The sequence below is a fragment of the Dietzia sp. IBK-p2-15D genome (genome assembly GCF_057773105.1).
In genome coordinates this window covers 1-25,281 of sequence record NZ_JBYMTK010000007.1, presented here as the reverse complement: position 1 = coordinate 25,281, position 25,281 = coordinate 1, and the positions used below count along the sequence as shown (strand labels likewise).

Genomic DNA, 25,281 nt, shown 5'->3' with positions numbered 1-25,281 from the left:
GGTTCAGACGCTCGGTGACTCACCGGATCTCCCCCTTCTTGCCCGTGCGATCCTCCACGACGTTCGCGCCGAGGAATTTCACCATGATGTACGCGACGGCGAAGACCAGCAGGAACACCAGTGTCGATATCGCGGAGGCACTGTTGAAGTTGCCCATTCTCATCTCGTTGACCACCAGCATCGACACGGTCGCGGTGGGCGAGTTGGAGTTGGCCGACACGAGGATGACGGGCAGGTCGTACATGCGGAGTGCGTCGAGGGTGCGGAACAGGATCGCCACCATGAGGGCGGGACGCACCAGCGGAAGGGTGATGCGGACGAATTGCTGCCAGCGGGACGCGCCGTCCACGCGGGCCGCCTCGTAGACGTCACCGGGGATCATCTGTAACCCGGCGAGGATGAGCAGCGCCATGAACGGCGCGGTCTTCCACACGTCGGCGATGATGATGGCCATACGGGCGTAGAACGGGTCGGTGGTCCAGGCGATGTTCGTGCCCAGGAGGGTGTTGGCGATCCCGTTGGGGGCGAAGATGAACGCCCACAGTTTCGCCGTGACGGCGGTGGGGATCGCCCACGGGACCAGGACGGCGGCGCGCAGCAGGGAGCGTCCCCAGATGCTCTTGCCCATGACCACGGCCATGGCGAAACCGAGCACCGTCTCGAGGGAGACGGTGGTGACGGTGAAGAACAGCGTGTTGCCCATGGCGGGCCAGAAGTCCACGGACGAGACGCCCGGCGGACAGGTGACGGTGCCGTCGCCGCCGGGAGCGGGGCAGGCCTGCGTCAGCCAGTAGAGGTAGTGCTGGAAACCGGCGAACCCGCCCTCCGAGAACATGCCCGTGGCCGGGTCCAGGCCGCGGTCGGCCATGAACGACAGGTACACCGCGCGAATGACCGGGTACCCGATCACCACCGCGAGGATGGCCAGGGCCGGACCCACCATCCACACCGGACGCCAGTCGAACTTCTTCTCGACCAGTGGCGCCGGGGACTTCTCGCTCGTCGTCATCGCCTCGCTCCTCGCCGGGTTCGCGCCCGCCCCATCAGGGAGAGGAGGTGGGCCCCGGGAACGTTACCCGGGGCCCACCTGCCCTGGTCCGACAACCGCCTGTCGCCGGACCGTGTGCCGATCACCCGGACCGCGGTGATCGTTGACCTCGTTCGATCACCGTGCTCGGTGAATCACTGTGCCTGTTCGATCGCGGCCGTCATGTCGTTGAGGGCCTGCTCCACGTCCTTCTCCCCGCGAAGCGCCGCGAAGGTGTTGTCCTGGATCGCCTTGGACACGGACGGGTAGAACGGCGTGACCGGGCGCGGCTCGGCGTTGTCGAGCGCCGCCTTCAGCGCCGGCATGTAGGGGAACTCCTGCTGGAGCGCCTCGTCGTCATAAATCGAGGACAGCACCGGCGGGAACGACTGCTCGGCGAAGCCCATCTGGACGTCCTCGGAGATGATGAACTCGAGGAAGGCCCGCGCGGTCTCCTTGTTCTCGGAGAACACGTTGATCGCGTTGTTGTAGCCACCGAGCGTGGACTGACCGGCGCCGTCCTTGCCGACGATCGGGGCGACCTGGAAGTCACCCTGGACCTGCGACGTGGGGTCGGACTGGCCCGACTCGTACATGTACGGCCAGTTGTAGGAGTACATGGTCTCGCCGGCGAGGAAGGCCTGCGCGGTCTCCTCCTCCGTGAACGCGTCGGTCTTCTGGGGGATGACGCCGCCCTTGTAGGCGTCGACGAGGGCGGTCAGGCCCGCACGCGCCTCCTCGGTGTCGAGCTCAGGGGTATTGCCGTCCTCACCGACGACCTGCCCGCCCCAGCTGTGGATGAACTGGGTGGCGGCGACGGTCAGACCCTCGTACTGGCTGAGCTGGGTCTGCAGGCAGTCGACGTTCGCACCCTCCGCGGCCTCGCAGGAGGAGACGAGCTCCTCCCAGTTGGCGGGAGCCTCCGGCTGGAGGTCGGTGCGGTAGTACAGGAGCTGGGCGTTGGTGTTCTGCGGCACGCCGTAGAGGGTGCCGTTGTAGGTCGCCGAGTCGACGGCGGCCTCGATCAGCCCGGAGGTGTCGACCTCGGTCTCGTTCTCGATCGGCTGCAGCCACCCGTTGGCCGCGAAGTACGCGGTGTCGGTGACGTCGAGGGCGAACACGTCGTACTCGCCGCTCTCGGTCTGGAGCGACTGCGTCAGGGTGTCGCGCTGCCCGTCCTGCTCGGCCGGCAGCTCGCGGAGGGTGACCTCCTGGTCGGGGTTCTCCGCGTTCCACTGCTCGATGACGGGGCGGAGCTTGTCGGTGTCGTTGCTGCCCATCGCGAAGGTGATGGGGCCGACGCCCGAGGTGCCGGCCTGCGCCTGCTCGTCGGATTCATCGCCACCCGATCCACACGCCGTGGATACCAGGGCGACTACGGAGGCGGCCGCCGCCGCCTTGAGGAACCTGCCGTGAACGGCCATGCGCTCTCTCCTACTGTCGTGTCTCGACTCCCCTCGGCGAGTGCCGACGGGGCAGTGGACCGGTGCCGACTGTGACGCGGGTCTCACTGAGGACCTGCTGAGCGTAACCCACGAGACGGCGGTGGCGCGGGACCACGTGCGGACACGCGACCGACGCGCCGTCGCTCCCGACACCACGGATGGTCACGAGAGCGAGGTCACAGGAGTCACTCTAGCAACACCGCTCGGGGCGGACACCGGCGTGTCCCGCTGTCGGCACGGGCCCCGGCCCCGTGGAGTCAGCGCAGCCTGAGACCGGATTCCACGTCGAAGAACCGCACCTCGTCGTCGAGCGCCTCGAGGTACATGGTGTCGCCCTTGCGGGGGTGGTCACCCGACTCCGCCCGGTACACCACCGGGTGGTTGTCGCGGGTCGAGCAATGCAGGTAGCTGTCCGCCCCGAGCTCCTCCACCAGGTCCACCGTCACCTCCAGCCCGTGGCCTTCCGCGGCCATCCGCAGGTGCTCGGGCCGCACGCCGACGGTGACCCTCGACCCCGAGCCGGCGGGCACGGGTTCACGGAACCCCTCGAGGTCCACCGCCCCGTCGGCGACAGGGGCGTCGAAGAGGTTCATGGACGGTGACCCGATGAAGCCCGCCACGAAGGCGTTGACCGGGTTGTTGTAGAGCTCGCGAGGGGCGTCGACCTGCTGGAGCACCCCGTCCTTGAGCACCGCGACGCGGTCGCCCATTGTCATGGCCTCGACCTGGTCGTGCGTCACGTAGATCATCGTGGTGTGCAGGTCCCGCTGCAGCTTGGCGATCTGTGCGCGCGTGGCCACCCGGAGCTTGGCGTCGAGGTTGGACAGCGGCTCGTCCATGAGGAAGACCTGCGGGTTGCGCACGATCGCCCGCCCCATGGCCACGCGCTGACGCTGGCCACCGGAGAGCTCCTTGGGCTTGCGGTCGAGGTACGGCACCAGGTCGAGCATCTCGGCCGCGCGGTCGACGCGCTCCGTGATCTCCGACTTGGACGCTTTGGCCAGCTTCAGGGCGAAACCCATGTTCTCGCGGACCGTGTAGTGCGGGTACAGGGCGTAGTTCTGGAACACCATCGCGATGTCGCGGTCCTTGGGCTCGGTGCCCGTCACGTCCCTGTCACCGATGAGGATCCGGCCCGCCGCCACGTCCTCCAGGCCGGCCAGGGCGCGCAGGGTCGTCGACTTGCCGCAACCGGAGGGTCCGACCAGGACGAGGAACTCGCCGTCGGCGATCTCCAGGTCCAGGCGGTCGACGCTGCGTCGCGCGGCCCCCGGATAGACGATGGACACGTTCTCGAAGGTCACCGAGGCCATGAGAAATAATTCCCTTCACCGGCAGGAACGTGCCGGACGATCCGAGATAGAGGGCGAACACGGGTGACTGTAGCGGCCCGCACCCGAGTTCACCCGCACTGCGCACACAGTTCATCCGGGCGTGGCCCGCGCGCGGCCGCCCGGTCGTCCCGCGCGCCTAGCGTGCATGCGTCCACTACGACTGTTGACGCCTCCAGGAGACTCGAATGTCCGTCCGCCGCCTGCTCCCGCTCGCCACCGCCCCGACGCCGGGGATCTCCAACCGACAGCACGTGACCTGTGTCTACAAGTGCGGTGACCAGTGCGCCGCGCCGGTTCCCAACGCCACCGACAACCCGTACTTCGGGGACATCGCCGCCGAGATCAGCCGCCGCGGTGCACTCAAGGCCGCGGGTGTCGTGGCGCTGGCGGTGGGCGCCACCCAGGTGCTACCCGCGACCGCCGCGGCGCAGGGCTCGTCCGCCGCCGGCTCGCTCGGCCCCGCCGGATCCACCGGCGGCGCGACGATCGACACGGGGTTCGCCCCGGTCGCGCCCAACTCCGCCGACGCCGTCACCGTCCCGGCGGGATACTCGAGCGAGGTGGTGATCCGGTGGGGCGACCCCGTGCTGCCGGGCGCCCCGGAGTTCGACTTCGAGAACCAGACCGCCGCGGCGCAGGCCATGCAGTACGGCTACAACTGCGACCTCGCGGTGATGTTCCCGATGGACGACCGCGACGAGCGCTTCCTGCTCACCGTCAACCACGAGTACACGACCGAGCCCTCGATGTTCCGCGGGTACGATTCCTCGGCCCCGACCCGCGAGCAGGTGGAGATCGCCTGGGCGGCCCACGGGCTGACGGTGGTCGAGCTCTCCAGCCGCGCCGGCGACGGCGGGCTCGACCCCGTCATGGGGTCCTACAACCGGCGCATCACCGCGACCACCCCGTTCGAGCTGCGCGGACCCGCCGTCGGCCCCCTGACCCGGACCACGGCCGACCCGGCCGGCACCCGCGTGCTCGGCACGCTGAACAACTGCGCCGGCGGGCACACACCGTGGGGCACCGTCCTGTCCGGCGAGGAGAGTTTCAACCAGTACTTCGGCACCACCGGGACGGTCACCGACCCGGAGCGACTCGAGGCCCTGCGCCGCTACGGCGTCTCCGTCTCCCGCTCGGGGCGCCGGTGGGAGGAGTTCGACGCCCGCTTCGACCCGGCCGCCGAGCCCAACGAGGTCAACCGCTTCGGCTACGTCGTCGAGGTGGATCCCTGGGATCCGAACTCGACCCCGGTCAAGCACTCCGCGATGGGCCGGTTCAAGCACGAGGGTGCCTCGGTCCACGTCACCGGCGACGGCACCGTCGTCGCCTATTCCGGAGACGACGAGCGCTTCGACTACCTCTACAAGTTCGTCTCCAGCCGCCGGATCACACCCGGTACCGGCTCGGCCGCACGGGCCGAGAACATGAAGATCCTCGACGAGGGCACCCTCTACGTGGCGACGTTCGCCGGCAACTCCCCCGCCGCGCAGATCGACGGCTCCGGGACGCTGCCCGCCGACGGCGCGTTCGACGGCACCGGCACCTGGATCCCGCTCCTGACCGTCGCGCCCGGCGGGAACGCCGTCTCACACGTGCCGGACATGACGCCGGAGCAGGTCGCGGTGTACACCCGCATGGCCGGCGACCGCGTCGGCGCCACCAAGATGGACCGCCCCGAGGACGTCGAGCCCAGTCCGACCACCGGCAAGGTCTACATGGCGCTGACCAACAACACCCGCCGCACGACCGCGAACGTGGACGAGGCCAACCCGCGGCACAACAACAAGCACGGTCAGGTCGTGGAGATCACTGACGACCACGCCGGCACCACCTTCGGCTGGAACCTGCTGCTGGTGTGTGGCGACCCGGCCGAGGCGGACTCCTACTTCGGCGGCTTCGACAAGTCGAAGGTCAGCCCCATCTCCTGCCCGGACAACGTCGCCTTCGACACGGCCGGGGGACTGTGGGTGTCCACCGACGGCAACGCCCTCGGCTTCAACGACGGCCTCTACTCGGTGGCGACCGAAGACCCGAACCGCGGCGAGACCAAGCTGTTCCTCACGGTCCCTGTCGGGGCCGAGACCTGCGGACCGCTGGTGTTCGACAACCGGGTGATCGTCAACGTCCAGCACCCCGGTGAGACGGACGGCGCGTCGATCGAGAACCCCGCCTCGCACTGGCCCGACGGCGGCACCTCGCAGCCGCGGCCGTCGACCGTGGTCGCGTGGCGCAACGGGTTCTCCGGTGGCGCCGGCTCTCTCGGTTCGGGCTCCCTGCCGACGGGTCTGATCGGCTCCTGACGGCGGACGGCCGGGGCGGGTAGGCGGACTGCCGGGCCGGCGGGTCGGGTCGGTCAGGCCCGGCTGCCGGGCCGGCAGGCGAGCCGGTCAGGCCCGACTGCCGGCCCGCGCGTACGCCAGGCCGCGCTCGGCGCAGGCGGCGATCGAGGCCGCGACGCCCTCCGGGTCGTCGGACATCGGCACGTGCCCGTCGGCGCTGACCTCGACCCTCGCCTGCGGGAACAACCGCGTGGCGAGTGAGACCTGCCGCACCGGAAGGACCATGTCGAACCGGCCCCACCGGATGGTGATCGGCAGGTTCTCGTCGACGGGGGCGGAGAACACGAACGCCCGCCGGTCGGCCCGGTCGAGCACGGTGTTGGACACGATCGCCTCGCTGTCGATGGCCGCGGCCTCCGCCGGGTACCGCCACGGGCGGGCGCAGAACACCGCCATCATCACCGCGCGTCCGGCGGCCCGCTCGGTCAGGGCCGGGGTGTGGCGGCCGATCCGGCCCGCCGCCCGGCGGAGACTCCGGAAGACGCTCACCGTGTAGCGCCATTCGGCGTGCGAGCGGAAGAACCCGGCGGGCGACAGCGCGGTGACGCTGCTCGCCAGTCCGCGGGCGCCGAGCTCCAGCGCGAGGAAGCCCCCCAGGGAGTTGCCGGCGATGTGGGGGCGCTCCCCGGCCGGGACGACCTCCTCCAGGAGGCCGACGAGCTCGGAGACGAAGTAGTCGAGCACGTCGCCGGTGTCCGGCAGATCCGCGGACCTGCCGTGGCCGGGCAGGTCCACGACCACCACGCGGAAACGGTCCGCGAGCAGCGGCACGACCGGATCCCAGGCGTGCGCCCGGTGGCACACGCCGTGCAGTAGGACGATGGTCGGGCCGGCCCCGGTGATCTGGTGATACAAACCCATGCGATCAGTATCCACCCCGGGACGAGGTGGCGCCCCATGACGGGAGAAGTTCGGCCTAGATTCGGTGCCGCGAGGCTTCCGGGGCGGAAGCCGGTGTCGAGGGAGCAGGGTCATGGAGACGACGACGAGCGATCCGGCGATACGGGAAGGTGAGCCCGGGCGGGGACTCGCCGAGAAGTTCCGACCCATCCTGTTGCGCCTGGACCTGCTTGTCCGCCGGCAGAGCACCCAGTACGCGCTGAGTCGCGCGCAGACCTCGATCCTGCACACCCTGGCCTGCCACGGGAGGCTGCGGATGTCGGACCTCGCCCGACTCGAGAACGTCCGCGTACCGACCACCAGCAATTCGGTGAGCGTCATCGAGGCCATGGGGTACGTCGAGCGCGAACCCGACGCCTCCGACCGACGCGGGGTCTGTGTCCGCCTCACCGACCTCGGTCGGGCCCGCATCGAACAGGTCCTCGCCGATCGTGACCGGGACTTCGCCGAGCGGATGTCCTATCTGAGCCCCGAACACCGCGATCTGCTCTCCTCGGCGGTGCCCGCCCTCACCGCCCTCCTCGACGCCTTCGACGGCGATGTCGACGCCCTTCCCGACTCTCAACAGTCCGGCCCGCAGCACTCCGACGCCCCCCGGTCCGTCTAGCCTCGGGGCATGAGCGCGGTTCTCGTCACCGGCGCCTCCCGCGGGATCGGGGCGGCGACCGCCCGCACGCTGTCCGCCCACCACGACCTGGTCCTCGTGGGCAGGGACGTCGATGCGCTGCAGGCCGTGGCCGCTGACTGCCGCTCAGCCCGGGTGGTGGAGGCCGACCTCACCACCGGCGACGGGGTCGCGCGCGCCGCCCGCGACATCAGCACCCTCGACGGCCTCGTCCACTGCGCCGGCGTCGCCGAACTCGGCCGGATCGACGAGTCCGAGGCCGGCCAGTGGCGCCGGGCGTTCGAGGTCAACGTGCTGGCCGTCGTCGAGCTGACCCGGGCACTGCTCCCGGCGCTGCGCGCGGCACGGGGCCACCTCGTCGTCGTCAACTCCGGCGCGGGGACCACCGCCAAACCGGGCTGGGGCTCCTACAGCGCCTCCAAGTTCGCGCTCCGCGCCGTCACCGACACCCTTCGCGGCGAGGAACCCGACCTGCGCGTCACGTCCATCCACCCCGGCCGCGTGGACACCGACATGCAGCGCGCGATCGTCGCCGCCGAGGGTCGCGACTACGACCCGGGCGCCTTCCTCCGCCCGGACTCGGTGGCCACCGCCGTCCGGCAGGCGTTGGAGTCCACTCCGGATGCGCACCCCACCGAGGTCGTCCTGCGGCCGCGCCCGCACTGATTCCCCCGTCCGGCGGACAGGTACGTCGAACGGCTCCCCCGCCGCCGCGCGTGTCGTAACCTCTGCACCACCATGACCAGCCCGAACCCTCCTCTTCGGATCACCGTGATCGGCGCGGGCGTGATCGGCTGCTACCTGGGCGGCCGGCTCGCCCGCCACGCCGACGTGACCCTGGTCGGGCGCCCCCACGTGCTCGACCCGATCCGGGCGGTGGGACTGACCGTCGAGTCCGGAGACGGCGAGGACGCCCGGCTCCACATCCCCGCCGACGCCCTCACCCTGGCCACCGGGCCCGAGAGCGTCCGCCGCTCGGACGTCGTGCTGGTGTGCACCAAGGCCGGGCAGACCGCCGCCGCCACCGCCGAGTTCGCACCGTTCCTCCGGCCGGACACGCTGGTCGTGGGCCTGCAGAACGGTCTGCACTCGGCGGACCTCATCCGGGAGCTGCTCGACAGGACCACGGTGATCCCCGGCGTCATACCGTTCAATGTCGCGCGCATCGGCCCCGCCACCTATCGGCGGACCTCCACCGGGGTGATCCGGCTCGCCGAACATCCCATGGCCGTCCCGCTGATCCGCACCATGGCGGCGGCCGAGCTGCCGGTGCGGCCCACCGACGACATCCAGGCGGTCCTCCACGGCAAGGTCCTGCTCAACCTCAATAACGCCGTCCAGGCGCTCTCCGGGCTCCCGCTGCGCACGGAGCTGCTGGACCGGGACCTGCGGCGCTGCGTCGCCCTGTGTCAGGCGGAGGCCAACCGCGTGTTCACCGCGGCCGGGGTGGTGCCGCGGGTGCCGCTGGCCATCCCCGCCGGCGCCCTCCCGGTGGTGATGCGGCTGCCCAACCCGCTGTTCCGCCGCCTCGCCCGGGCCGCGGTCCGCGTCGACGCGGACGGCACCTCGTCCATGACGGACGATCTCGTGCGCGGCCGGCCCACCGAGGTCGAGTACCTGCAGGGCAAGGTGGTCAAAATGGCCCGCACGCTGGGCCTGGAGGCGCCGGCCTGCGCGCGGACGGTGGCGCTGGTGCACGAGGCCGAGGCGGCCGGCGAGGACCGGCGACAATGGACCGGCAGGGAGCTCCTCACCGAGCTGCAGCGCGCCCGACGCCGGGCCCGCCGTCGGGCCCGGATACAGCAGATGACCGGCCAGCCGACCTGACTCCCGGCCCCCGTAGCCGGTTCGGTCCTCGTAGCCGGTTCGGTCCTCGTAGCCGGTTCGGTCCTCGTACCCGATTCAGTCCTCGTACCCGATCGAGAACGCGGCCTCGAGATCGTGCTTGGACTGGGTGCGGAACGCGATGTGGGTCTCGGTGTCCACCACGCCGGGGACCTTGTTGAGGCGGTCCGAGACGATGTCGGCGATCTCGTCGTTGCGCCGGGCCCGCACCAGCACGATGAGGTCGATGGTGCCGGTGACCGAGTAGACCTCGGAGACTCCGTCGATATCGGCGATGGCCCCGGCGACCTCGGGGATCCGCGCCGTCTCGGCGTGGACGAAGACGATTGCGGTGATCATGACCCCAAGGCTAGTGGAGCGGGCGTACCGTGTGCGCCATGATCCACGGGGACCTCTTCCAGTCGGCGCGCGAGACGGAGACGAACCGCCCGTTCGCCCTCCAGAACTCCAAGATGCTCAAGGTGACGCTCGCCGACCAGCCGATCCTCGCGCGGACCGGATCGATGGTCGCCTACCAGGGGCAGGTCGGGTTCGAGAACGTCGGCAGCGGCGGGATCGGCAGGATGTTCAAGGCGGCGGCCACCGGGGAGGGTGTGCCCCTCATGCGCTGCACCGGGCGGGGTGAGTTGTTCCTCGCCGACCAGGCCTCCGAGGTCCAGGTCCTCTACCTGGAGGACGACATGATCTCGGTCAACGGTGCGAGCGTGCTGGCGTTCTCCGAGGGGATCGCGTGGGACATCCACCGCATCGCCGCCAAGGGCGCCGTGATGACCGGCGGGTTGTTCAACGTCTCCCTGCGGGGGACCGGGTTCGTGGCGGTGACCACCAAGGGACAGCCGGTCGCCCTCGACGTGACCTCCGCACCGACGTTCGCCGATCCCCAGGCCGTGGTCCTGTGGACCGCCGGCGTGACGATGGACGTCCGGGTGGACACGGGCGGGGTGAAGTCCCTGCTCCGGGGCGGGTCCGGGGAGACGTTCCAGTTGGCGTTCGGCGGCGCGGGACTGGTGGTCGTGCAGCCGTCGGAGAACGTGCCCCAGGGGGCCGGGAGCCAGGGCGGCGCGTAGTCCGCGCGCCCCGGCGACCCCGGCCGGCGGGGTTCAGGGGCGCGGGGTCAGCGCATGTTCTCCGGGGTCCAGTAGGCGCGCATCGAGGTGACCTTGCCCTGCTCGTCGTGGGTCATGAGGTCCCACACGTTGATGGTGGCCTTGGAGTCGGCGTCGAAGTGCGTGGTGATCTCGAAGTTGAACAGCAGGTCGTCGCCGCACACGCGGGCCTCGAGCACCTCGCCCTCGATCTTCATCGCCACGACGCTGGCGTAGAACTCGCGGATGGCCGCCTTGCCCTCGTGGACGGTGCCGTTGCCCACCGGGTCCTCGACGGTGGCGCTCTCCGCGTAGAGGTCCATCACGGCCTCGAGGTCGCCGGCGGTCAGTGCCGCGATGTAGGAGTCGGCGGTGGAACGGATCTGTTCGGGTGAGGCGCTCAAGGCGGTGGCCCTTTCGGTGACGACGACGAGGTGACCCCGAGCCTAGAACGTGTTCTCGCCCCGTGGGGGCGGACCGGGCGGACCGGGTCGAACCGTCGTCCCCGGTGTGACTTGCGCCACTCACGCCACGTGTCTACGCTCCTGACACCACCTGGAGCAGGTGCCACCAGCGCGGAAGCGGGGTACGTCATGTCCACGCAGCAGACCTCACCCACACCTGCCGAGGAGGAGACGTTCAACACCGGCCGGGTGGTGCTCATCTCCCTGGTCGCCGCGTTGGGCGGCTTCCTGTTCGGCTTCGACACCGCGGTGATCAACGGTGCCGTGGACGCCGTCCAGGAGACCTTCGAGATGAACGCCGGGCTGACCGGCTTCGCCGTGTCCTCCGCCCTCCTCGGGTGCATGGTCGGCGCCTACGTCGCCGGTCGTCTCGCCGACCACTGGGGTCGCACCCGCGTGATGATCCTCGCGTCGGTGCTGTTCACCGCCAGTGCCCTGGGGACCGGGTTCGCCTTCGGCCCCGTCGACCTCATCATCTGGCGGCTGGTCGGCGGGCTCGGGGTGGGTGCGGCGTCCGTCATCGCGCCGGCCTACATCGCCGAGGTCGCCCCACCCGCGATCCGCGGTCGGCTGGGATCACTGCAGCAGCTCGCGATCGTCTCCGGCATCTTCGTCGCGTTGCTCTCCGACGCCTGGCTGGCGGGCATCGCGGGCGGCGCGATCGAGGAACTGTGGTTCGGCGCCGAGGCGTGGCGGTGGATGTTCTGGGCCGAGGTGATCCCCGCCGTGACCTACGGGGTGCTCGCGCTGACCATCCCCGAATCACCGCGCTACCTGGTGGGCAAGGGCATGGTCGACCGGGCCCGCGAGGTCCTCCGCTCCATTCAGCAGGGCGGTGTCGACTCCCGGATCAGAGAGATCCGCGCGACGGTCCGCGACGACCGCAAGCGCTCGTGGCGCGACCTGGTCAAGCCGGGCGGGGTCAACCTGCTGCCCATCGTGTGGATCGGCATCATCCTGTCGGTCTTCCAGCAGGCCGTGGGCATCAACGTGATTTTCTACTACTCCACCTCGCTGTGGCAGTCGGTCGGCTTCACCGAGGAGGACGCGCTCACCCAGACGGTCATCACGTCCGTGACGAACATCGTGGTGACGATCGTGGCGATCGCACTCATCGACAAGATCGGCCGCCGCAAGCTCCTCATCACCGGGTCCGTCGGCATGACGATCTCGCTGGCCGTGATGGCGCTGATGTTCAGCACCGCGACCATGGGACCGGGCCCGGACGGCGAGCTCGCCCCGCAGCTCGCCGACACCCAGGGGCTGATCGCGCTCATCGCCGCGAACGGGTTCGTCGTGTTCTTCGGCATGTCGTGGGGCCCGGCCGTGTGGGTGCTGCTCGGCGAGATGTTCAACAACCGCATCCGCTCCGCGGCCCTCGGTCTGGCGGCCGCCGCGCAGTGGCTGGCGAACTTCGCCGTGTCCACCGCGTTCCCGCCGATGGCCGAGTTCAGCCTGACGTTCACCTATGGCTTCTACGCGGTCTCCGCGCTGCTGTCGCTGCTGTTCGTGGCGAAGTTCATCCCGGAGACCAACGGTCGGTCGCTGGAGGACATGTAGCAGCGCGGCCTACCCCGCCGCCCGGCCCGTCGCCCGCAGCGACGGCGCGGGACGGCGATGGCGCGGGACGGCGATGGCCTGTGAGCGCTCGCCGAGAAGAGGAATTCGCGCACTGCTTCTCGATAGATACAGGCGAAATCCTCTGCTCGGCGACGGGCGACGGGCGACGGGCGGCGGGCGACGGGCGGCGGGCGACGGGCGATGAACCCGGGTCAGGCGGCGTCGTCCGGGGTGCGGGCGGGGCAGAACAGGTCGGTCCGCAGGGTGGTTGGGTCCATGTCGGGGCTCGGCTCGGTCACGTAGACCTCCCAGAACGGGCTGCCCGGCGCGCGGCCGGTCGCGCCGATCGCGCCCATGAACTTGCCCCACGCCTGCCCGAGTCCGTCGTAGGAGCCGAGATGACTGGTCACCGCCACGTCCCCGGCCGGGAGCTCGGACGCGATGACCTGCATTCCGTCGATCTCGGACGGCTCGTCGGGGTGCAGCTCGGCCAGCGGTCGCGCCAGGGGGAACCCGATCTCCAGGTCCGCGGCGGGTTCGGGTTCCTCGGTGGTGCGCGTGTAGAGCGCGAACGCCGGCCCGGCCGGGGTGACGCCGGCGGCGAACAGGGCCGGGAAGGCCGTGCCGAAGGCCGAGTCGAAGAACCCGGCGATCGTGGCCATGGGCACGCCGGTGGCGCGGACGACGGCGGTCGGCACGGCCGGTGCGCGCAGCAGCCGCACCCCGTCCACCGGCTGGGGCCCGAGGTCGGGGTACCCGGGTGGCGGGTCGGCCGGCGCGGTGTCGCGTGGGTCGTGGGACGGGGAGGATGACGACGACATGGTGTGCCCTCTCGCTGCGGCGGCGGTCTGTCCAGTGTGCGCCGCGGGCGGCCACCAGGGAAGACCCGCCGGGCAGCGGGCACCGCGCACCTGCGGGGCCTGCCACTGCGGCGCGGGTGGGTCGGGGGCCGCGACGGATGCGGCAGTCGCGCGCGACGGGGACAATCGGGGCATGCCGCACTACCGCCTCCACACCCCCGACCAGACGATCGACCTCGGCGACTTCGACACCGCCCAGGAGGCACTCGAGTCCGCTGTCTCCAGCCAGTCCGAGAAGCTCCCCGTCGACGGGTCGCTCGAGCTGCAGATTGGCGACGACTGGCATGCCGTCGACATCGAGGGGGACATGCCGTGAGCCCCGGTCGCGGTGCGGACGCGGGCGGCGCACCCGTGGGCTCGGTGACCCAGTGCGCGACCTGCGGGGTCGAGCGCGCGGAGCCGCTACCGGAGGTGTGCCCGATCTGCGCGGACGAGCGCCAGTACGTGCCGTCCGGTGGGCAGCGGTGGACCGACCCGGAGGAGTCCCGGGCCCGGGGCGCGTCGATCGAGTTCGCCGAGCGCGAGACCGACGTCCTCAACCTCGTGCAGATCAACTGCCCCGGCATCGGACAGAAGCCGGCGCTCATCCGCACCGAGCACGGCAATGTGCTGGTCGAGGCGCCGAACTACATCAGCGAGGAGGCGGTCGCCGCGGTGCGCGGGTGGGGCGGCCTCGCCGCGATCATCGCCTCGCATCCACACATGTACGGGGTGCAATCACTGTGGTCGGCTGCGTTCGACGACTGCCCGGTCTACGTCTCCGCGCCGGACGAGCAGTGGCTGGGCCTGCGGCCGGGCAACACGGTGGTGTGGGGCGGGGGCCACGCCGCGGACCCGGCGGAGGGCGGCGAGATCGAGATCGTGCCCGGCGTGCGCGCGTCGCAGCCCGGCGGGCATTTCCCGGGCAGCGTGGTGGTTCACTGGACCGCCCCCGACGGTCGCGGCGTGCTGTTCACCGGTGACACGATCGGTTCGGTCGCGGATCCGGGGTGGGTGACCTTCATGCGCTCGTTCCCCAACTGGATGCCGCTGTCCGGCGCCGTCGTCCGCCGGATCGCCGACCACGTCTCGCATTACGACTTCGACCGCATCTACAGCAACTTCGGCGGCTGCGTGCCGCGGGACGCCCGCGGTGCCGTCCAGCGCTCGGCGGAGCGCTACGCCGCCTGGGTCGACGGCGAGTTCGACAACCTCACCTGACCTGCGGTCACTCTGCGCGCCGGGAGTGCTCGGCGTGTTCGGTGCGCTGGGCGTGCTCAGCGCGCTGCTTGACCAGGGCGAGCCTGCGATCCCAGCCCCGGGACACCGCGCCGAGCAGATCGGAGATCTCCCGGATCCGATCGGGCCGCACCGCGTGGACCTGCCGTCGCTGCTGTGGGCTCGCGGTGACGAGCCCCGATTCCACCAGTATTCGCAGATGCTTGGCCACCGCCTGCCTGCTGATCCCGAGGTCGGCGGCCACCGCGCCGGCGTCGTCCGGCCGATCGGCCAGACGGACGAGGATGTGGCGGCGGGTCCGGTCGGCGAGAGCGGCAAAGACGCCGTCCGCCTCGGGCGCGAGCAGGCCCGACAGCCCCTCCCCCTCGGCCTCGCGGGAGTCGGTGGGGACGTCGCTCACGCCTGATCCTCCGCCCGGCGCCGGGCGAGGTCGAGTTCGGTCGCCCACCCGGCGGAGTTCTCCTCGAACCGCTGGCGGCGCACCACCGCGTCGCTGCTCAAACCGGCGAATCCGGTCTCCCACACCGTGAGCACCACGCCGGAACCCTGCGGCTCGACGGTGAACTCGATTGTGTTGGACGGGAACTCGTCGACGCTGCCGACCTGCCCGCCCAGCCAGCGGAACACCGCCCGGCGGGGCGGGTCCAACTCGATGGTGCGGATGCTGAACTCGCCGTGCACCGGGTCCACCACCCGCGAGACGTCACCCTCGGTGGTGATCTCGTGCTCGGCCCACTCGCCGTCGTTGATGAACCATCCCGGTTCCGAGATGATGCCCCACACGGTCTGCGCCTCGGCGTCGATGCGGATGCTGCGGACGATCTCGTCCGGCACGTCGTCGGTGGTCGTATCGGGTCCGGTTCCGGCCGTTCGGTTCTCGCTCATGGGACTTCCCTCCCTCGCGGTGCGTTCCGCTCGGTGGACGCTGGGTCGCGGGGTGCACCTGTGGCTCCACCATGGCACGGGCGCAGCCGTAGTGCAACCTTTTGGTTGCACTAACCCGCGCGCGACCCCGCGAGCTGCTCGCGGCGGCCTCAGTCCGTCGCCGTCTCCGCCGCGGCGAACTCCCAGAAGCGCTCCGCGATCGCCGGGTCCGACGCCTCGGTGCTGCGTCCGATGAGCGCCGGCATCCCCCGCAGGTGCTGCATCGCGTCCGGCCCTGTGTAGCTGCACGGCGGCAGCGGACGGGTTGCGGCGAACATCGTCGTGAGCGCGGCCTGCGCGGCGGGCTGGGCGAAGAGCGAACACACGCCGGTCACCACCCGGTCGATCGCCGCACTTCCGGTCGCATTCGAGATCCCCGTGGCCGCCCAGCCGGGGTGGGTGAGCTGCACGTCCACCCCCGCCGCAGCCGCCTCGGCTCTCCCGTCCCGCAGCCGCTGGTCCAGCGCCAGGCCCCACAACATGTCGCCGAGCTTGGACTGGGCGTAGGCCGGGGCGGGGGCCCACCGTCGACGGCGAAAATGCGGGTCCTCGACATCGAAGGACCCGCTCTTGTGGGCGTTGGAGGCGACGATCACCACCCGCCGCCGCACCAGCGGCAACAGCAGGTTCGTGAGCAGGAACGGGCCCAGCACGTTGACACCGAGAAGCATCTCGAAACCCTCGCCGGTCTCGCACCGGCGTGGAGTGATCGCGCCGGCGTTGTTGACCAGAATGTCCACCGGCTCAGGCTCACCGCCCAGCAACTCGCCTGCCGCCCGGCGGACGCTCTCGAGCGAGGCGAGGTCGACCTCCACCACCCGGGTTTCACCGGGCAGCTGCGCCGCCACCTGCCGCCCGCGCTCGGTGTCGCGGACGGCGAGGATCACCCGCGCGCCCGCCCGGGATGCGGCGCGGGCCGTCTCCAACCCGACCCCACTCGTCGCGCCGGTGATGAGCCAGGTCTGGCCGGTCAGGTCTGGGAGGTCAATCGTCTTCTGGGGCACGAGCGCAGCGTACGTCGCGTCCCGCCCGAAAGCGGTCGTGGCCACGGCGGAAATGGTCGACGCCGTCGTGACGAGTCGGAGGTCCCAGCCCCGTGGCGACCGCCGAGAACGCCACGATCACGACCAGAATTCTGCCGGGGCCGACATGAGGCGGCACGTGCCGAAACCGCAGGCAACACGGGGTCGAAGCGGGCGGAACGGACTACCCTCCGGGTATGAACTCCGTCACCCCTCCGCGCTCCTCCGCCACCCGCTCGCGCCGCCCGCTGGCAGCGGCGACTGCGGCCCTCGTCGTCGTCGCCTCCCTCACCGCTCCGACCGCGAACGCGCAGCCCGCGCCCAACCCCGCGCCCACCTGGTCCGGGCTCGATACCCGCGAGTGGAACCAACCCGTCCCCTCCCCCGGCGTCGCCGCGGCGACGGTCCCGCTCGACCCCGCGCTCTCCCTGCCGCAGGCCGGGCGGGCGGTACGGCAGGCGTACGGGACGATCGACCAGCACGGCCGCAACGCGATCGCCACGTCCGCGGTGTTCCTGCCGCACGGCACCCCACCACCGGGCGGCTGGCCCGTCGTCGCCTGGGCACACGGCACCACCGGCCTCGGCGACGACTGCGCTCCGTCCACCCAGCCACGCTCCGAGCGCGACGCCGAGTACCTCGGCCACTGGCTGGACCGTGGGTATGCCGTGGTGGCTTCGGACTACGTGGGCCTCGGCACCCCCGGGCTGCTCAGCTACCTCAACGGGCAGGCCGCCGCGAGAGGGATCGTCGACTCGATCGTCGCCGCGCGCGCGGACGGGCTTCCGCTGTCCGCCAGGTGGGGCCTCGTCGGCCAGTCGCAGGGCGCCGGCGCCGCGCTCGTCACCGCGACCCGCGCCACCGAACTCGGCGCGCAGGCTGGCCTGGACTACCGGGGCGTTGTGGCGACCGGCGCGCCGGCGAATATCGAGCATTTGTTCCAGTGGGGCGGCCCGGGATTCCCTCCGGTGCAGCTGCCGACCGGGCTCAATACCTATGCCATGTACATCCTTGCCGGGTTCCGCGACCAGCACCCGGAACTCGGCATCAACGGGTTCCTCACACCGCAGGGTCGCGAGATGGTCGACGCCGCCGAGACGCTGTGCTACTCCGCGATGCGGGAGAAGGTCGGCGATTTCCAGGTCTCACAGGCGCTGGCGCGACCGCTGCAGGAGATCCCCGACGTCTTCGGACACCTCCGCCGCTACATGGGCACGCCGGCAACGGGCTACGACCGGCCCGTGTTCCTCGGCCAGGGACTGCTCGACATGGACGTCCCCGCCCCCTCGGCGCTGTCGCTCGCCGCCGAGATGACACTCAACCGGCAGCCGCTCGAGCTGCACGTCTACCCGGACCGGGACCACAGCGGGACCGTCTACGCCGCCATCCCGGACGCCACCGCGTTCCTCGACCGCGTCATGAGGTGACGCCGGGGTGACGAGCACGGGGTGGCCAGTCGGTCACCGCTACCCCCATCTACACCGGGTGTCCATATGCGGCATTTCATAACTGCTGGCCAACGGCACCGCGACCAGAGCTGGCAATGTAACACCCGTCATAATTGTTACCGACTTGTCACCCGGCGCGATTTCAGGTTAGAGTTTCGCCATCGCCGCGCGGGGATGTTTCAGGGACTCCCCGCGCGGCTGACTTAATTTCGGACGACGGTGGGATTCCTAGAACGTGTTCTAGTAGCGTAGGGGGCATGAGCGCCCTCGACTTCGAGTCCACCAGCAAGACCATCACCGCCGGCCGCTTCGAGCTGCACTACCACGAGGCGGGCGAGCAGAGCGTCGCCGAGCCCGAGAGCGCGGTCCCCGTCCTCTTCCTGCACGGATCCGGCCCCGGTGTGACCGCGTGGTCCAACTTCGCCGGCAACTTCCCCGTCTTCGCCGAGCGTTTCCACACCATCCTGCTGGACATGCCGGGATTCGGGAAGAGCTCCGACCTGGAGTGGGAGAAGGCCTACCCGCTCATCGCCGCCGAGGCGATCGACGCGTTCTGCGAGGCCAAGGGCATCGAAAAGGTCGACATCATCGGTAACTCCATGGGCGGCAACGTCGCCTGCGAGACGGCTCTCGCCTACCCGCACCGCGTCCGCAAGATGGCGCTCATGGGCCCCGGCGGCCTGGCCGCTCCCCTGTTCACGCCCGAGCCGAGCGAGGGATCGCGTCGGCTGTTCGAGTTCCTCGCGGAGCCGTCCGACAAGGCCATGGCGGCCTGGGTCGACACGATGGTCGGCAACAAGAAGGTCGTGGACGAGGACCTCATCCGCGCCCGCACCGAGGCCGCCACCGCTCCGGGCGCCGTCGAGCGGATGTACTCCGTGTTCGGCTCGATCCTCAAGCCCGAGAACGCCTACACGCCGCTGTACGCCCGCGCCTCGCAGATCCGGCAGGAGACCATGCTCATCTGGGGCCGCGACGACCGCATGCTCCCCTACGAGCAGGCCCACTTCGCGTTCCGCCAGCTCCCGCGCGCCGAGCTCCACGCCTTCTCGCGGTGTGGCCACTGGGCGATGATCGAGCAGAAGGACAAGTTCGAGCGCCTCGTGATCGACTTCCTGCTCAACTGACCCGGCGGCGGCGCGGGCTGGGCCGCGGCGCGGGCTGGGCGGCGACGCGGCGGCGGTGCGGGCGCGGTGGCCGGGCGCGGTGGCCGGTCGCGGCAGTGCCGCGACAGGGTCAGGCGTTAGCCTCGGACCATGACCGACACGCCGCAGCCCGACCAGCCCGCCGTCGACCCGCAGACCGGCGAGGACCTGTCGTGGAAGCAGACCCCGGTGGCGATCGTCCTGCTCGACCGGCCCGCCCCCGGCCACGACGAGGTCGGTGAACTGCTCACTGAGATCTTCGAGGGGTCGTACGAGGTCGAGCGGGGCACCGAAGACGACCCCGCCACCGCCGTCTACGTCGAGGACGCGACGGTCATCGTGTCCGCGGTCGACGCGCCGGTGCCGGAGGCCATCGAGTACACGCGTGACCTGGCCGCCTGGAACGGCGGCGAGGCCGTGGTGGAGACGCACCGGTCCCAGGTCGTCGTGGCGGGGTTCCGGTGGGGACCGATCGGGGACGACGGCGAGCCGGGCGAACCCGAGTACCTGGACCCCCGGCTCGACACGCTCCGTTGCGAGTTGGCGGTCGCGAACGTCACGGCGGCCCTGACCGCGCTGCCCGGCGCGGTGGCCGTGAGCGTGGGCGGCGCCGCGGCGACCCTGCCGGCCGGACCGTACCGCGATCTCGTGACGGGCAACCCCGTGCCGGCGCCGGCGCTCGTCGGGGTGCGGGCCGGGATGCAGACCGAGACCACCTCGTGCGTCTACACCAGCGGGATGGGCCGATTCGGTCGCATGGACCTCGAGCGACTCGACGTGAACGCCCCGCCCGCGGCCGTCTACGCCGAGATGTGCAACCTCGTGGCCTACTCGCTGGCCACCGGGACGATCTTCCAGCCCGGCCTGACCCTCGAGGTGGGCGGCCCACAGCCGCTCGTCGCCACCGCCGGGGTCTCACCTTTCACCGGGCAGGAGATCCTCCGGTTGGCACCCGCCGACCAACCGTGAACCCTGCCGGCCGGCCATGAACCCTAGGGGCGCTGGCGGCCGTTCCGCTCGACGACCAACCGCGTGGTGGCGGCCAGCTGGAACGGCCGGATCACCGGCTCGATACGGCTGATCAGCCGCTCCTTCTTGAGCTTGGCGATCACACTGCGCACCAGTTCCGGCAGCGGGTTCCCGGCGTGGTCGACCAGCGGGTAGATCCGCACCTCCGGCGCCACGCGGGCCATCTCCACGATCGCGTCGACATGGTCGGCCAGATCCATGCGGTCGGCGTAGGTGAACAGCAGGTGCGAGCACAGCACCAGGTCGGCCGAGTCATCGGCGAGGGGGAGCGAGGGCAGGGCCCCGGCCACGTACCGCTCGGGGGCGGTGGCCAGGTGGCCCAGCATCCGGTCGGCCGCCGAGCGGCGTATGACCTCGTGCCCCACGACCCCGCCGCGGACGTCCCAGTCATAGTCGAATTCGCGCGCATGCTTCTGGGCCAGGGACCGCTCGACGTCCTCGAGGATCCGGCCGCGGAGGTCGTCCGCGCCGAGCGCGTACTGCGGGTCCACCGCGACGGCGTCGCCGCCGGCCGCACAGATCTCGGCCACCGCGCTGGCCGCGCCACCGGGGCAGTCGACGATGCGCCCCTTCAGGTCGGCCTCGTCCAGGCCGAACATATCGGTGTACTCGTCCAGCGACCGTGCACTGACGAGGACATCGGTGTCCTCGAGCGCGTGGAAGGTGGTGTGGGGACTTGCGGTCACCTGGGGACTCTCCTGAAGTCGGCTGGCCCGGTCCTGTTCCGGGCCGTGGGGTCTGAGGCGTTGACCCGGGTTCCGTCGGAGACCGTCTCGCATGGCGGATGCGGCCCGACCGATCCCGGCGGGCCCTCGCATCGTCGGTACTACGCCAAGACGGCGTGGGCGATGCGGGACCACGTCGGTCCGGATCGCCAGCACATCAGCACGTCTTTGGGCACGCTCTCACCGTAACAGCGGGGTCGGACACCGGCCACCGAAATGTTCACGGTGATCAGAAAGGGCTGCCACACGAGGGCCCGGACGGCCGTGAGGTGGGACACACCTACGACTCGACACGCGTTAGGGTTCTGTCCCAACGGCGCGGGCCCACTGCCGCGCGGTCTCGACCCCGGGAGCATTCGTGAGAACACCGTCCAGCCGGCGCACACCATCCGGACCCTCCACCGTCGCCGCAGCGCTCGCGCTGGCCGTCGCGGTCGCCCTGGCCCCCGCCCTGGCCCCTGTCGGCGCGCCCGAGGCCGCCGCCCAGGGGTCGTCGACCGCGCCGGATCGCACCGCGTTCTACGTCCCGCCGGCCGAGCTCCCCGCCGACCCGGGCGCGATCATCCGCACCCAGCCGATGACCATCACTCCGAGCCTGCCCGATGTGATGAACGGCGGTGCACTGCCCGCCGACGCCCAGCGGATCATGTACCGCTCCACCGGCGCCGCGGGCGGACCGATCGCCGTCACCGGCACGTTCCTGCAGCCCAAGGCACCCTGGACCGGCCCCGGGCCGCGCCCGCTCGCGGTGGTCACGCCCGGCACGCAGGGGCAGGGCGACCAGTGCGCGCCGTCGCGCTCCATGGAGGTGGGCCTCGGCATCCAGACCGCGCCCCCGTCGATGGCCGCCGGGTACGCGATCATCGACGCGCTCACGATGGTGATGGAAGGCTTCGCCGTCGTCGTCACCGACTACGAGGGGCTCGGCACGCCCGGCCACCACCCGTACGTCAACCGCAACTCCCAGGGCCGGTCGGCCCTCGACGCCGCCCGCGCGGCGGTGCGGCTTCCCGGCACGGACCTCGCGCCCGACTCCAAGACCGTGGTCAGCGGCTACTCGCAGGGCGGTGGCGCCGCCGCCGCGGCCGGGGAGATGCAGCCGGACTACGCACCCGACGTGAACCTGGTCGGCATCGCGGCCGGGGCGCCGCCGTCCGACATGCTCGGCACGCTCGACCGCGTGGACGGCGGACTGCTCACCGGCGCGGTGGGGTACGCGATCAACGGCATCCTGCAGGTCCACCCCGAGCTGCGGCCGGCGTTCGACCGGCATCTCAACGCCGAGGGGCAGCGCATGCTCGAGGTGACCGCCAACCAATGCGTCGCCGAGACCGCCTTCGCCTACGGCCTGAAGCGCACGAACGAGTTCACCGTGGACGGCCGCTCGCTCGGCGACGCCGCCCGCTCGGAGCCGGAGATCGTCCGGGTGCTCGAGGGCTACAACCTGGGCAGGGTCGCGCCGGCGGTGCCTGCGCTGGTCATGATCGGCAGGAACGACGACGTCGTGCCGCACCACACGGCCGTGGACCTCGTCCGCGACTGGTGCGAACAGGGCACCACCGTGGAGCTGCGGACGGCCGAGGTACCGTCGATCGCCCCCGGCCTGGTGATCGACCACGCCATCCCGATGCTCTCCGAGCGGTCGACCAACGCCCGCTACCTCCTGGACCGTGTCCTCGACCGCCCGGCGCCGAGTTCCTGCGGGACCGTCTGAGGCGGCCGACGCGAACCGGACCGGGCCGGGGCGGGGCGGGCCCGCCCCGGCTCAGGGCAGGTTGTGGTGGAACGCCTGCTGCTGGCTGAGGCGGGAAATCCGCCAGCCGTCATCCGTGCGGACGAAGTCGAGCACGTACCAGAGCCCGTAGAAGAACACCTGCTGGTCCTTCTCCTCCACCGGCTTCAGCGCCATCGGGTTGAAGCACATGCAGCGCCCGGTGGCCGAGTCGCCGTCCAGGCTCACCTCGAGGTTGCCCATGAGGTGCTGTGTGGCGGCGAAGATCGGCAGCATCTCGGCCAGCCAGGCCCGCACCGCCGGGTAATCGTCCTCCGGGCCGCCGGACGCGGCGTAACTCACGCGGGCGTCCGGCGTGAACACCCGGTCCAACCCGTCGAAGTCGCGCGAATCGATGCAGGTCGCGTACCTGGTCATGAGGTCCTGCAGGTCCCAGCGATCGGATAGTTCGACCAGTGTTCGGCTCATGCTCCCTACGCTAACGTGAGCTCTATGCAGTACGAGGAGGAAGTCCGCGCCCGCGAGGCGATCGAGCAGCTCAAGTACCGGTACTGGCGGGCCTGTGACGCCAAGGATCCCGAGGGCTTCCGGTCCTGCTTCGTGGCCTCCGGCGGGGTGCTGGACTTCGGCCCCCTCGGGCGGACCGACCCGGACACGATGGTCGGGATCTTCCGTCAGATCGCACTCGCGACCGCCTCCGACGGCGGCCCGCGGATCCTCGACATGCACCACGGCTTCATGCCGTCGATCGTCGTGGAGGGCGGCGGACCGAGCAGCCCGCCGCGGCGCGCCAGGGGGACCTGGACCCTGCAATTCCGCCAGGTGGACCGGGACAAGGGCACCGAGACGCTCTCCACCGGCGAGTACTCGGATGCGTATGTCATCGAGGACGGCCGCTGGGTGATGGCCGAGTGCCTGTTCACCCCGGGCTGGTCGGTCACCCGCACACTCGACGACGCCACCGTGACCTACCCCGAGGTCCACACCGTCCCGGGGGCCGCCACCGCCGGAGCGGACTCGTGAGCGCCCGCGTCGCCCTGGTGACCGGTGGCAGCCGCGGCGTCGGACGCGGGGTGGCCACCGCACTCGCGCAGGCCGGGTGGACGGTCTACGTGACCGGCCGGTCCGCCGAGCGCCTGCAGGGCACGATCGACGCGGCCTCCGGCGCCCCGGGCGAGATCCGCCCACTCGAATGCGACCACTCCCGGGACGACGAGATCGTCGCCGTCGTCGCCCGGATCGCCGAGCAGGCCGGACGCCTGGACCTGCTGGTCAACAACGTGTGGACCAACCCCAAGGGCTTCATGGGGTTCAACGGCAAGTTCTGGGAGCGGCCCGCCGGCGACTGGGACGCCCTCATGGGCGTCGGTCTGCGCGCGCACTACGTCGCCAGCTGCGAGGCCGCCAAGGTGATGGTGCCGCAGGGCTCCGGGCTGATGGTGAACATCTCGTCGTTCGGTTCTCGCGCACCGTTCCACACCGTGCTCTACGGGATGAGCAAGACCGCCCTCGACAAGATGGCCTCCGACATGGCGCACGAACTCGCCGGCACCGGGGTCTCCACCCTCTCGCTGTGGTTGGGCCTCATCCGCACGGAACTGCTGCTGTCGCTTGGGATGGACGACTTCAACGGCTTCCCGCTGGACCGCGCCGAGGACCCCACCTTCGTCGGACGGGTCATCGCCGCCCTCGCCGAGGACCCCGACCTGACCCGGATAAGCGGCTCGACCGTCATCACCGCCGAGTACGGGCGCGAGAAGGGGATAAGGAACGACGACGGCGAGGTGCCCCTGTCGCACCGGGGTGCCTTCGGCGGGGGTCCGCTCTTCCCGCCGGTGACGGACGAGCAGTTGGGTCTGGACACGGTGGACGAGGTGGCCGCGGCGGGCGGCCACAACGGATTCGTCGGGAGGATCGAATGACATCTGCCGAGTTCGGGGAGATAAACGACCCGCTCGAACGCCTCGAGCGGAACGAGCGGCAGGGCACCCTGGCCTTCCGGTATGTGCTGCTGTCGATAGTCGCGATCGTGGCCCTGGCGACGGTGATCGTCATGCTGCAGGGCGGCATCAACGACGAGTGCACGGACGACGGGGCGCTGTGTATGACCGCCGACCGCGTCGAGGTGGTCGTCCTGCCGCTGCTGCTGTCGATCATCCTGGCGGTGATGGCGGGCGTGACGACCTACCGGCGGTGGAAGCAGCGCATCCGGTGGCGGCCGTGGCTGTACGCGACCTATGCGATGTGGATGGTCACCACGGCGTACCTGATCGTCTCGTCCTCGGCGGTGTTCGTCCGGGCCGGCTGAGGGCGGCCACTTCCCCGGAGACCCCGCCCACGCACGACATCCGCTACCCGGATTCCGGATCGGCGGTGATTGTCAACCTGTTGTGAGTCATTCAGGCGGCGATGAGGGTTGCCGCGATTGGTGGGATCGTCAGTCGTGAGCCGTCGTTTGCCAGGTTGATCGTGACGGTGGTGTTCGGGGTGGGGATCTGGGGTCGTTTGCGGTAGCGGCCCGCGTGCTGGCGGTAGTGCTCATCGAGCCTGGTCT

27 protein-coding genes are annotated in these 25,281 nt (G+C 70.7%); 15 read left to right on the top strand and 12 right to left on the bottom strand.

Annotated features, from left to right (window positions below):
- Nucleotides 1-19: 19 nt before the first annotated feature.
- The 3 genes from AC3DEV_RS10605 to AC3DEV_RS10595 form a co-directional block, all read right to left on the bottom strand.
- On the bottom strand, nt 20-1,009 hold the full coding sequence (locus AC3DEV_RS10605) for a carbohydrate ABC transporter permease (RefSeq protein ID WP_067720075.1): 990 nt from the start codon (nt 1,007-1,009) through the stop codon (nt 20-22).
- Between the two features lie 173 nt (nt 1,010-1,182).
- Complete coding sequence (locus AC3DEV_RS10600) at nt 1,183-2,451, bottom strand: ABC transporter substrate-binding protein (protein ID WP_488372072.1); 1,269 nt, start codon at nt 2,449-2,451, stop codon at nt 1,183-1,185.
- A 278-nt stretch (nt 2,452-2,729) separates the two neighbouring features.
- Complete coding sequence (locus tag AC3DEV_RS10595) at nt 2,730-3,785, bottom strand: ABC transporter ATP-binding protein (protein ID WP_067720081.1); 1,056 nt, start codon at nt 3,783-3,785, stop codon at nt 2,730-2,732.
- A 206-nt stretch (nt 3,786-3,991) separates the two neighbouring features.
- On the opposite strand from AC3DEV_RS10595, the gene AC3DEV_RS10590 reads away from it, so the two are divergent.
- Nucleotides 3,992-6,106 carry a PhoX family protein gene (locus AC3DEV_RS10590; RefSeq protein ID WP_488372071.1) on the top strand — a complete coding sequence of 705 codons (2,115 nt, stop codon included), beginning with the start codon at nt 3,992-3,994 and terminating at the stop codon, nt 6,104-6,106.
- 87 nt (nt 6,107-6,193) lie between these two features.
- Here AC3DEV_RS10590 and AC3DEV_RS10585 read toward each other — a convergent pair whose 3' ends face one another.
- Complete coding sequence (locus tag AC3DEV_RS10585) at nt 6,194-7,006, bottom strand: alpha/beta fold hydrolase (RefSeq protein ID WP_488372070.1); 813 nt, start codon at nt 7,004-7,006, stop codon at nt 6,194-6,196.
- Nucleotides 7,007-7,118: 112 nt separating this feature from the next.
- On the opposite strand from AC3DEV_RS10585, the gene AC3DEV_RS10580 reads away from it, so the two are divergent.
- From AC3DEV_RS10580 to AC3DEV_RS10570, 3 genes are all read left to right on the top strand, one after another.
- Nucleotides 7,119-7,652, top strand: a complete 534-nt coding sequence (locus AC3DEV_RS10580) for a MarR family winged helix-turn-helix transcriptional regulator (RefSeq protein WP_488372069.1) — start codon at nt 7,119-7,121, stop codon at nt 7,650-7,652.
- Between the two features lie 9 nt (nt 7,653-7,661).
- Nucleotides 7,662-8,336 carry an SDR family oxidoreductase gene (locus AC3DEV_RS10575; protein WP_488372068.1) on the top strand — a complete coding sequence of 225 codons (675 nt, stop codon included), beginning with the start codon at nt 7,662-7,664 and terminating at the stop codon, nt 8,334-8,336.
- A gap of 72 nt (nt 8,337-8,408) precedes the next feature.
- On the top strand, nt 8,409-9,497 hold the full coding sequence (locus tag AC3DEV_RS10570) for a 2-dehydropantoate 2-reductase (protein ID WP_206473934.1): 1,089 nt from the start codon (nt 8,409-8,411) through the stop codon (nt 9,495-9,497).
- A gap of 75 nt (nt 9,498-9,572) precedes the next feature.
- Here the strand turns inward: AC3DEV_RS10570 and AC3DEV_RS10565 are convergent, their stop codons facing one another.
- Nucleotides 9,573-9,854, bottom strand: a complete 282-nt coding sequence (locus AC3DEV_RS10565; RefSeq protein WP_067720093.1) for an Lrp/AsnC family transcriptional regulator — start codon at nt 9,852-9,854, stop codon at nt 9,573-9,575.
- A 38-nt stretch (nt 9,855-9,892) separates the two neighbouring features.
- Between AC3DEV_RS10565 and AC3DEV_RS10560 the strand changes: the two genes are divergently transcribed.
- The gene (locus tag AC3DEV_RS10560; protein ID WP_069389857.1) at nt 9,893-10,582 is read left to right on the top strand and encodes an AIM24 family protein; all 690 of its coding nucleotides are present in this window, start codon (nt 9,893-9,895) and stop codon (nt 10,580-10,582) included.
- Between the two features lie 47 nt (nt 10,583-10,629).
- On the opposite strand, the gene AC3DEV_RS10555 is transcribed toward AC3DEV_RS10560, so the two are convergent.
- Nucleotides 10,630-11,004, bottom strand: coding sequence for an SgcJ/EcaC family oxidoreductase (locus tag AC3DEV_RS10555; protein ID WP_488372067.1), 375 nt, complete (start codon nt 11,002-11,004; stop codon nt 10,630-10,632).
- A 189-nt stretch (nt 11,005-11,193) separates the two neighbouring features.
- Between AC3DEV_RS10555 and AC3DEV_RS10550 the strand changes: the two genes are divergently transcribed.
- Entirely contained in the window at nt 11,194-12,624 is a 1,431-nt protein-coding gene (locus AC3DEV_RS10550) for a sugar porter family MFS transporter (RefSeq protein WP_096906381.1), read from the top strand.
- Between the two features lie 212 nt (nt 12,625-12,836).
- Here the strand turns inward: AC3DEV_RS10550 and AC3DEV_RS10545 are convergent, their stop codons facing one another.
- Complete coding sequence (locus tag AC3DEV_RS10545) at nt 12,837-13,445, bottom strand: GyrI-like domain-containing protein (protein ID WP_488372066.1); 609 nt, start codon at nt 13,443-13,445, stop codon at nt 12,837-12,839.
- Nucleotides 13,446-13,617: 172 nt separating this feature from the next.
- On the opposite strand from AC3DEV_RS10545, the gene AC3DEV_RS10540 reads away from it, so the two are divergent.
- Together AC3DEV_RS10540 and AC3DEV_RS10535 are read left to right on the top strand one after the other, a co-directional pair.
- Complete coding sequence (locus tag AC3DEV_RS10540) at nt 13,618-13,800, top strand: hypothetical protein (protein ID WP_154830990.1); 183 nt, start codon at nt 13,618-13,620, stop codon at nt 13,798-13,800.
- Nucleotides 13,797-14,684: an MBL fold metallo-hydrolase gene (locus AC3DEV_RS10535; RefSeq protein ID WP_488372065.1), complete on the top strand. Its 888-nt coding sequence runs from the start codon at nt 13,797-13,799 to the stop codon at nt 14,682-14,684. The genes AC3DEV_RS10540 and AC3DEV_RS10535 overlap by 4 nt, the downstream gene beginning before the upstream one ends.
- Nucleotides 14,685-14,691: 7 nt before the next feature.
- Here AC3DEV_RS10535 and AC3DEV_RS10530 read toward each other — a convergent pair whose 3' ends face one another.
- The 3 genes from AC3DEV_RS10530 to AC3DEV_RS10520 form a co-directional block, all read right to left on the bottom strand.
- Nucleotides 14,692-15,102 carry an ArsR/SmtB family transcription factor gene (locus AC3DEV_RS10530; protein WP_206473929.1) on the bottom strand — a complete coding sequence of 137 codons (411 nt, stop codon included), beginning with the start codon at nt 15,100-15,102 and terminating at the stop codon, nt 14,692-14,694.
- Nucleotides 15,099-15,587: an SRPBCC domain-containing protein gene (locus tag AC3DEV_RS10525; RefSeq protein WP_488372064.1), complete on the bottom strand. Its 489-nt coding sequence runs from the start codon at nt 15,585-15,587 to the stop codon at nt 15,099-15,101. The genes AC3DEV_RS10530 and AC3DEV_RS10525 overlap by 4 nt, the downstream gene beginning before the upstream one ends.
- 149 nt (nt 15,588-15,736) lie before the next feature.
- Nucleotides 15,737-16,630, bottom strand: a complete 894-nt coding sequence (locus AC3DEV_RS10520) for an SDR family NAD(P)-dependent oxidoreductase (RefSeq protein ID WP_067720232.1) — start codon at nt 16,628-16,630, stop codon at nt 15,737-15,739.
- A gap of 215 nt (nt 16,631-16,845) precedes the next feature.
- Between AC3DEV_RS10520 and AC3DEV_RS10515 the strand changes: the two genes are divergently transcribed.
- From AC3DEV_RS10515 to AC3DEV_RS10505, 3 genes are all read left to right on the top strand, one after another.
- Nucleotides 16,846-18,075 (top strand): lipase family protein, encoded by a 1,230-nt coding sequence (locus AC3DEV_RS10515; RefSeq protein WP_488372063.1) that lies wholly within the window; start codon nt 16,846-16,848, stop codon nt 18,073-18,075.
- A 278-nt stretch (nt 18,076-18,353) separates the two neighbouring features.
- Nucleotides 18,354-19,223, top strand: a complete 870-nt coding sequence (locus AC3DEV_RS10510) for an alpha/beta fold hydrolase (protein ID WP_120285743.1) — start codon at nt 18,354-18,356, stop codon at nt 19,221-19,223.
- Nucleotides 19,224-19,352: 129 nt separating this feature from the next.
- Nucleotides 19,353-20,210, top strand: coding sequence for a hypothetical protein (locus tag AC3DEV_RS10505; protein ID WP_488372062.1), 858 nt, complete (start codon nt 19,353-19,355; stop codon nt 20,208-20,210).
- A gap of 23 nt (nt 20,211-20,233) precedes the next feature.
- Here AC3DEV_RS10505 and AC3DEV_RS10500 read toward each other — a convergent pair whose 3' ends face one another.
- A complete protein-coding gene (locus AC3DEV_RS10500; protein WP_067720115.1) occupies nt 20,234-20,956 on the bottom strand; it encodes a methyltransferase domain-containing protein in 723 nt (240 codons plus the stop codon).
- Nucleotides 20,957-21,353: 397 nt separating this feature from the next.
- Here AC3DEV_RS10500 and AC3DEV_RS10495 point away from each other — a divergent pair, with 397 nt between their 5' ends.
- Nucleotides 21,354-22,709 carry a lipase family protein gene (locus tag AC3DEV_RS10495; protein WP_488372061.1) on the top strand — a complete coding sequence of 452 codons (1,356 nt, stop codon included), beginning with the start codon at nt 21,354-21,356 and terminating at the stop codon, nt 22,707-22,709.
- A gap of 51 nt (nt 22,710-22,760) precedes the next feature.
- Here the strand turns inward: AC3DEV_RS10495 and AC3DEV_RS10490 are convergent, their stop codons facing one another.
- Entirely contained in the window at nt 22,761-23,195 is a 435-nt protein-coding gene (locus AC3DEV_RS10490; RefSeq protein WP_206473925.1) for a nuclear transport factor 2 family protein, read from the bottom strand.
- 24 nt (nt 23,196-23,219) lie between these two features.
- On the opposite strand from AC3DEV_RS10490, the gene AC3DEV_RS10485 reads away from it, so the two are divergent.
- The 3 genes from AC3DEV_RS10485 to AC3DEV_RS10475 are packed head-to-tail and all read left to right on the top strand — an operon-like array spanning nt 23,220 to nt 25,035.
- Nucleotides 23,220-23,750, top strand: a complete 531-nt coding sequence (locus AC3DEV_RS10485; protein ID WP_366221640.1) for a nuclear transport factor 2 family protein — start codon at nt 23,220-23,222, stop codon at nt 23,748-23,750.
- Nucleotides 23,747-24,649 (top strand): SDR family NAD(P)-dependent oxidoreductase, encoded by a 903-nt coding sequence (locus AC3DEV_RS10480; RefSeq protein WP_488372060.1) that lies wholly within the window; start codon nt 23,747-23,749, stop codon nt 24,647-24,649. Before AC3DEV_RS10485 ends, AC3DEV_RS10480 begins: the two co-directional genes overlap by 4 nt.
- Complete coding sequence (locus AC3DEV_RS10475) at nt 24,646-25,035, top strand: hypothetical protein (RefSeq protein ID WP_488372059.1); 390 nt, start codon at nt 24,646-24,648, stop codon at nt 25,033-25,035. Before AC3DEV_RS10480 ends, AC3DEV_RS10475 begins: the two co-directional genes overlap by 4 nt.
- Nucleotides 25,036-25,281: the final 246 nt, after the last annotated feature.

What these genes read in the sequence shown, in the direction of transcription:
- AC3DEV_RS10605 (WP_067720075.1), bottom strand. Translation starts at nt 1,009, where the DNA reads ATGACGACGAGCGAGAAGTCCCCGGCGCCACTGGTCGAGAAGAAGTTC.
- AC3DEV_RS10600 (WP_488372072.1), bottom strand. Translation starts at nt 2,451, where the DNA reads ATGGCCGTTCACGGCAGGTTCCTCAAGGCGGCGGCGGCCGCCTCCGTA.
- AC3DEV_RS10595 (WP_067720081.1), bottom strand. Translation starts at nt 3,785, where the DNA reads ATGGCCTCGGTGACCTTCGAGAACGTGTCCATCGTCTATCCGGGGGCC.
- AC3DEV_RS10590 (WP_488372071.1), top strand. Translation starts at nt 3,992, where the DNA reads ATGTCCGTCCGCCGCCTGCTCCCGCTCGCCACCGCCCCGACGCCGGGG.
- AC3DEV_RS10585 (WP_488372070.1), bottom strand. Translation starts at nt 7,006, where the DNA reads ATGGGTTTGTATCACCAGATCACCGGGGCCGGCCCGACCATCGTCCTA.
- AC3DEV_RS10580 (WP_488372069.1), top strand. Translation starts at nt 7,119, where the DNA reads ATGGAGACGACGACGAGCGATCCGGCGATACGGGAAGGTGAGCCCGGG.
- AC3DEV_RS10575 (WP_488372068.1), top strand. Translation starts at nt 7,662, where the DNA reads ATGAGCGCGGTTCTCGTCACCGGCGCCTCCCGCGGGATCGGGGCGGCG.
- AC3DEV_RS10570 (WP_206473934.1), top strand. Translation starts at nt 8,409, where the DNA reads ATGACCAGCCCGAACCCTCCTCTTCGGATCACCGTGATCGGCGCGGGC.
- AC3DEV_RS10565 (WP_067720093.1), bottom strand. Translation starts at nt 9,854, where the DNA reads ATGATCACCGCAATCGTCTTCGTCCACGCCGAGACGGCGCGGATCCCC.
- AC3DEV_RS10560 (WP_069389857.1), top strand. Translation starts at nt 9,893, where the DNA reads ATGATCCACGGGGACCTCTTCCAGTCGGCGCGCGAGACGGAGACGAAC.
- AC3DEV_RS10550 (WP_096906381.1), top strand. Translation starts at nt 11,194, where the DNA reads ATGTCCACGCAGCAGACCTCACCCACACCTGCCGAGGAGGAGACGTTC.
- AC3DEV_RS10545 (WP_488372066.1), bottom strand. Translation starts at nt 13,445, where the DNA reads ATGTCGTCGTCATCCTCCCCGTCCCACGACCCACGCGACACCGCGCCG.
- AC3DEV_RS10540 (WP_154830990.1), top strand. Translation starts at nt 13,618, where the DNA reads ATGCCGCACTACCGCCTCCACACCCCCGACCAGACGATCGACCTCGGC.
- AC3DEV_RS10525 (WP_488372064.1), bottom strand. Translation starts at nt 15,587, where the DNA reads ATGAGCGAGAACCGAACGGCCGGAACCGGACCCGATACGACCACCGAC.
- AC3DEV_RS10515 (WP_488372063.1), top strand. Translation starts at nt 16,846, where the DNA reads ATGAACTCCGTCACCCCTCCGCGCTCCTCCGCCACCCGCTCGCGCCGC.
- AC3DEV_RS10510 (WP_120285743.1), top strand. Translation starts at nt 18,354, where the DNA reads ATGAGCGCCCTCGACTTCGAGTCCACCAGCAAGACCATCACCGCCGGC.
- AC3DEV_RS10505 (WP_488372062.1), top strand. Translation starts at nt 19,353, where the DNA reads ATGACCGACACGCCGCAGCCCGACCAGCCCGCCGTCGACCCGCAGACC.
- AC3DEV_RS10490 (WP_206473925.1), bottom strand. Translation starts at nt 23,195, where the DNA reads ATGAGCCGAACACTGGTCGAACTATCCGATCGCTGGGACCTGCAGGAC.
- AC3DEV_RS10485 (WP_366221640.1), top strand. Translation starts at nt 23,220, where the DNA reads ATGCAGTACGAGGAGGAAGTCCGCGCCCGCGAGGCGATCGAGCAGCTC.
- AC3DEV_RS10475 (WP_488372059.1), top strand. Translation starts at nt 24,646, where the DNA reads ATGACATCTGCCGAGTTCGGGGAGATAAACGACCCGCTCGAACGCCTC.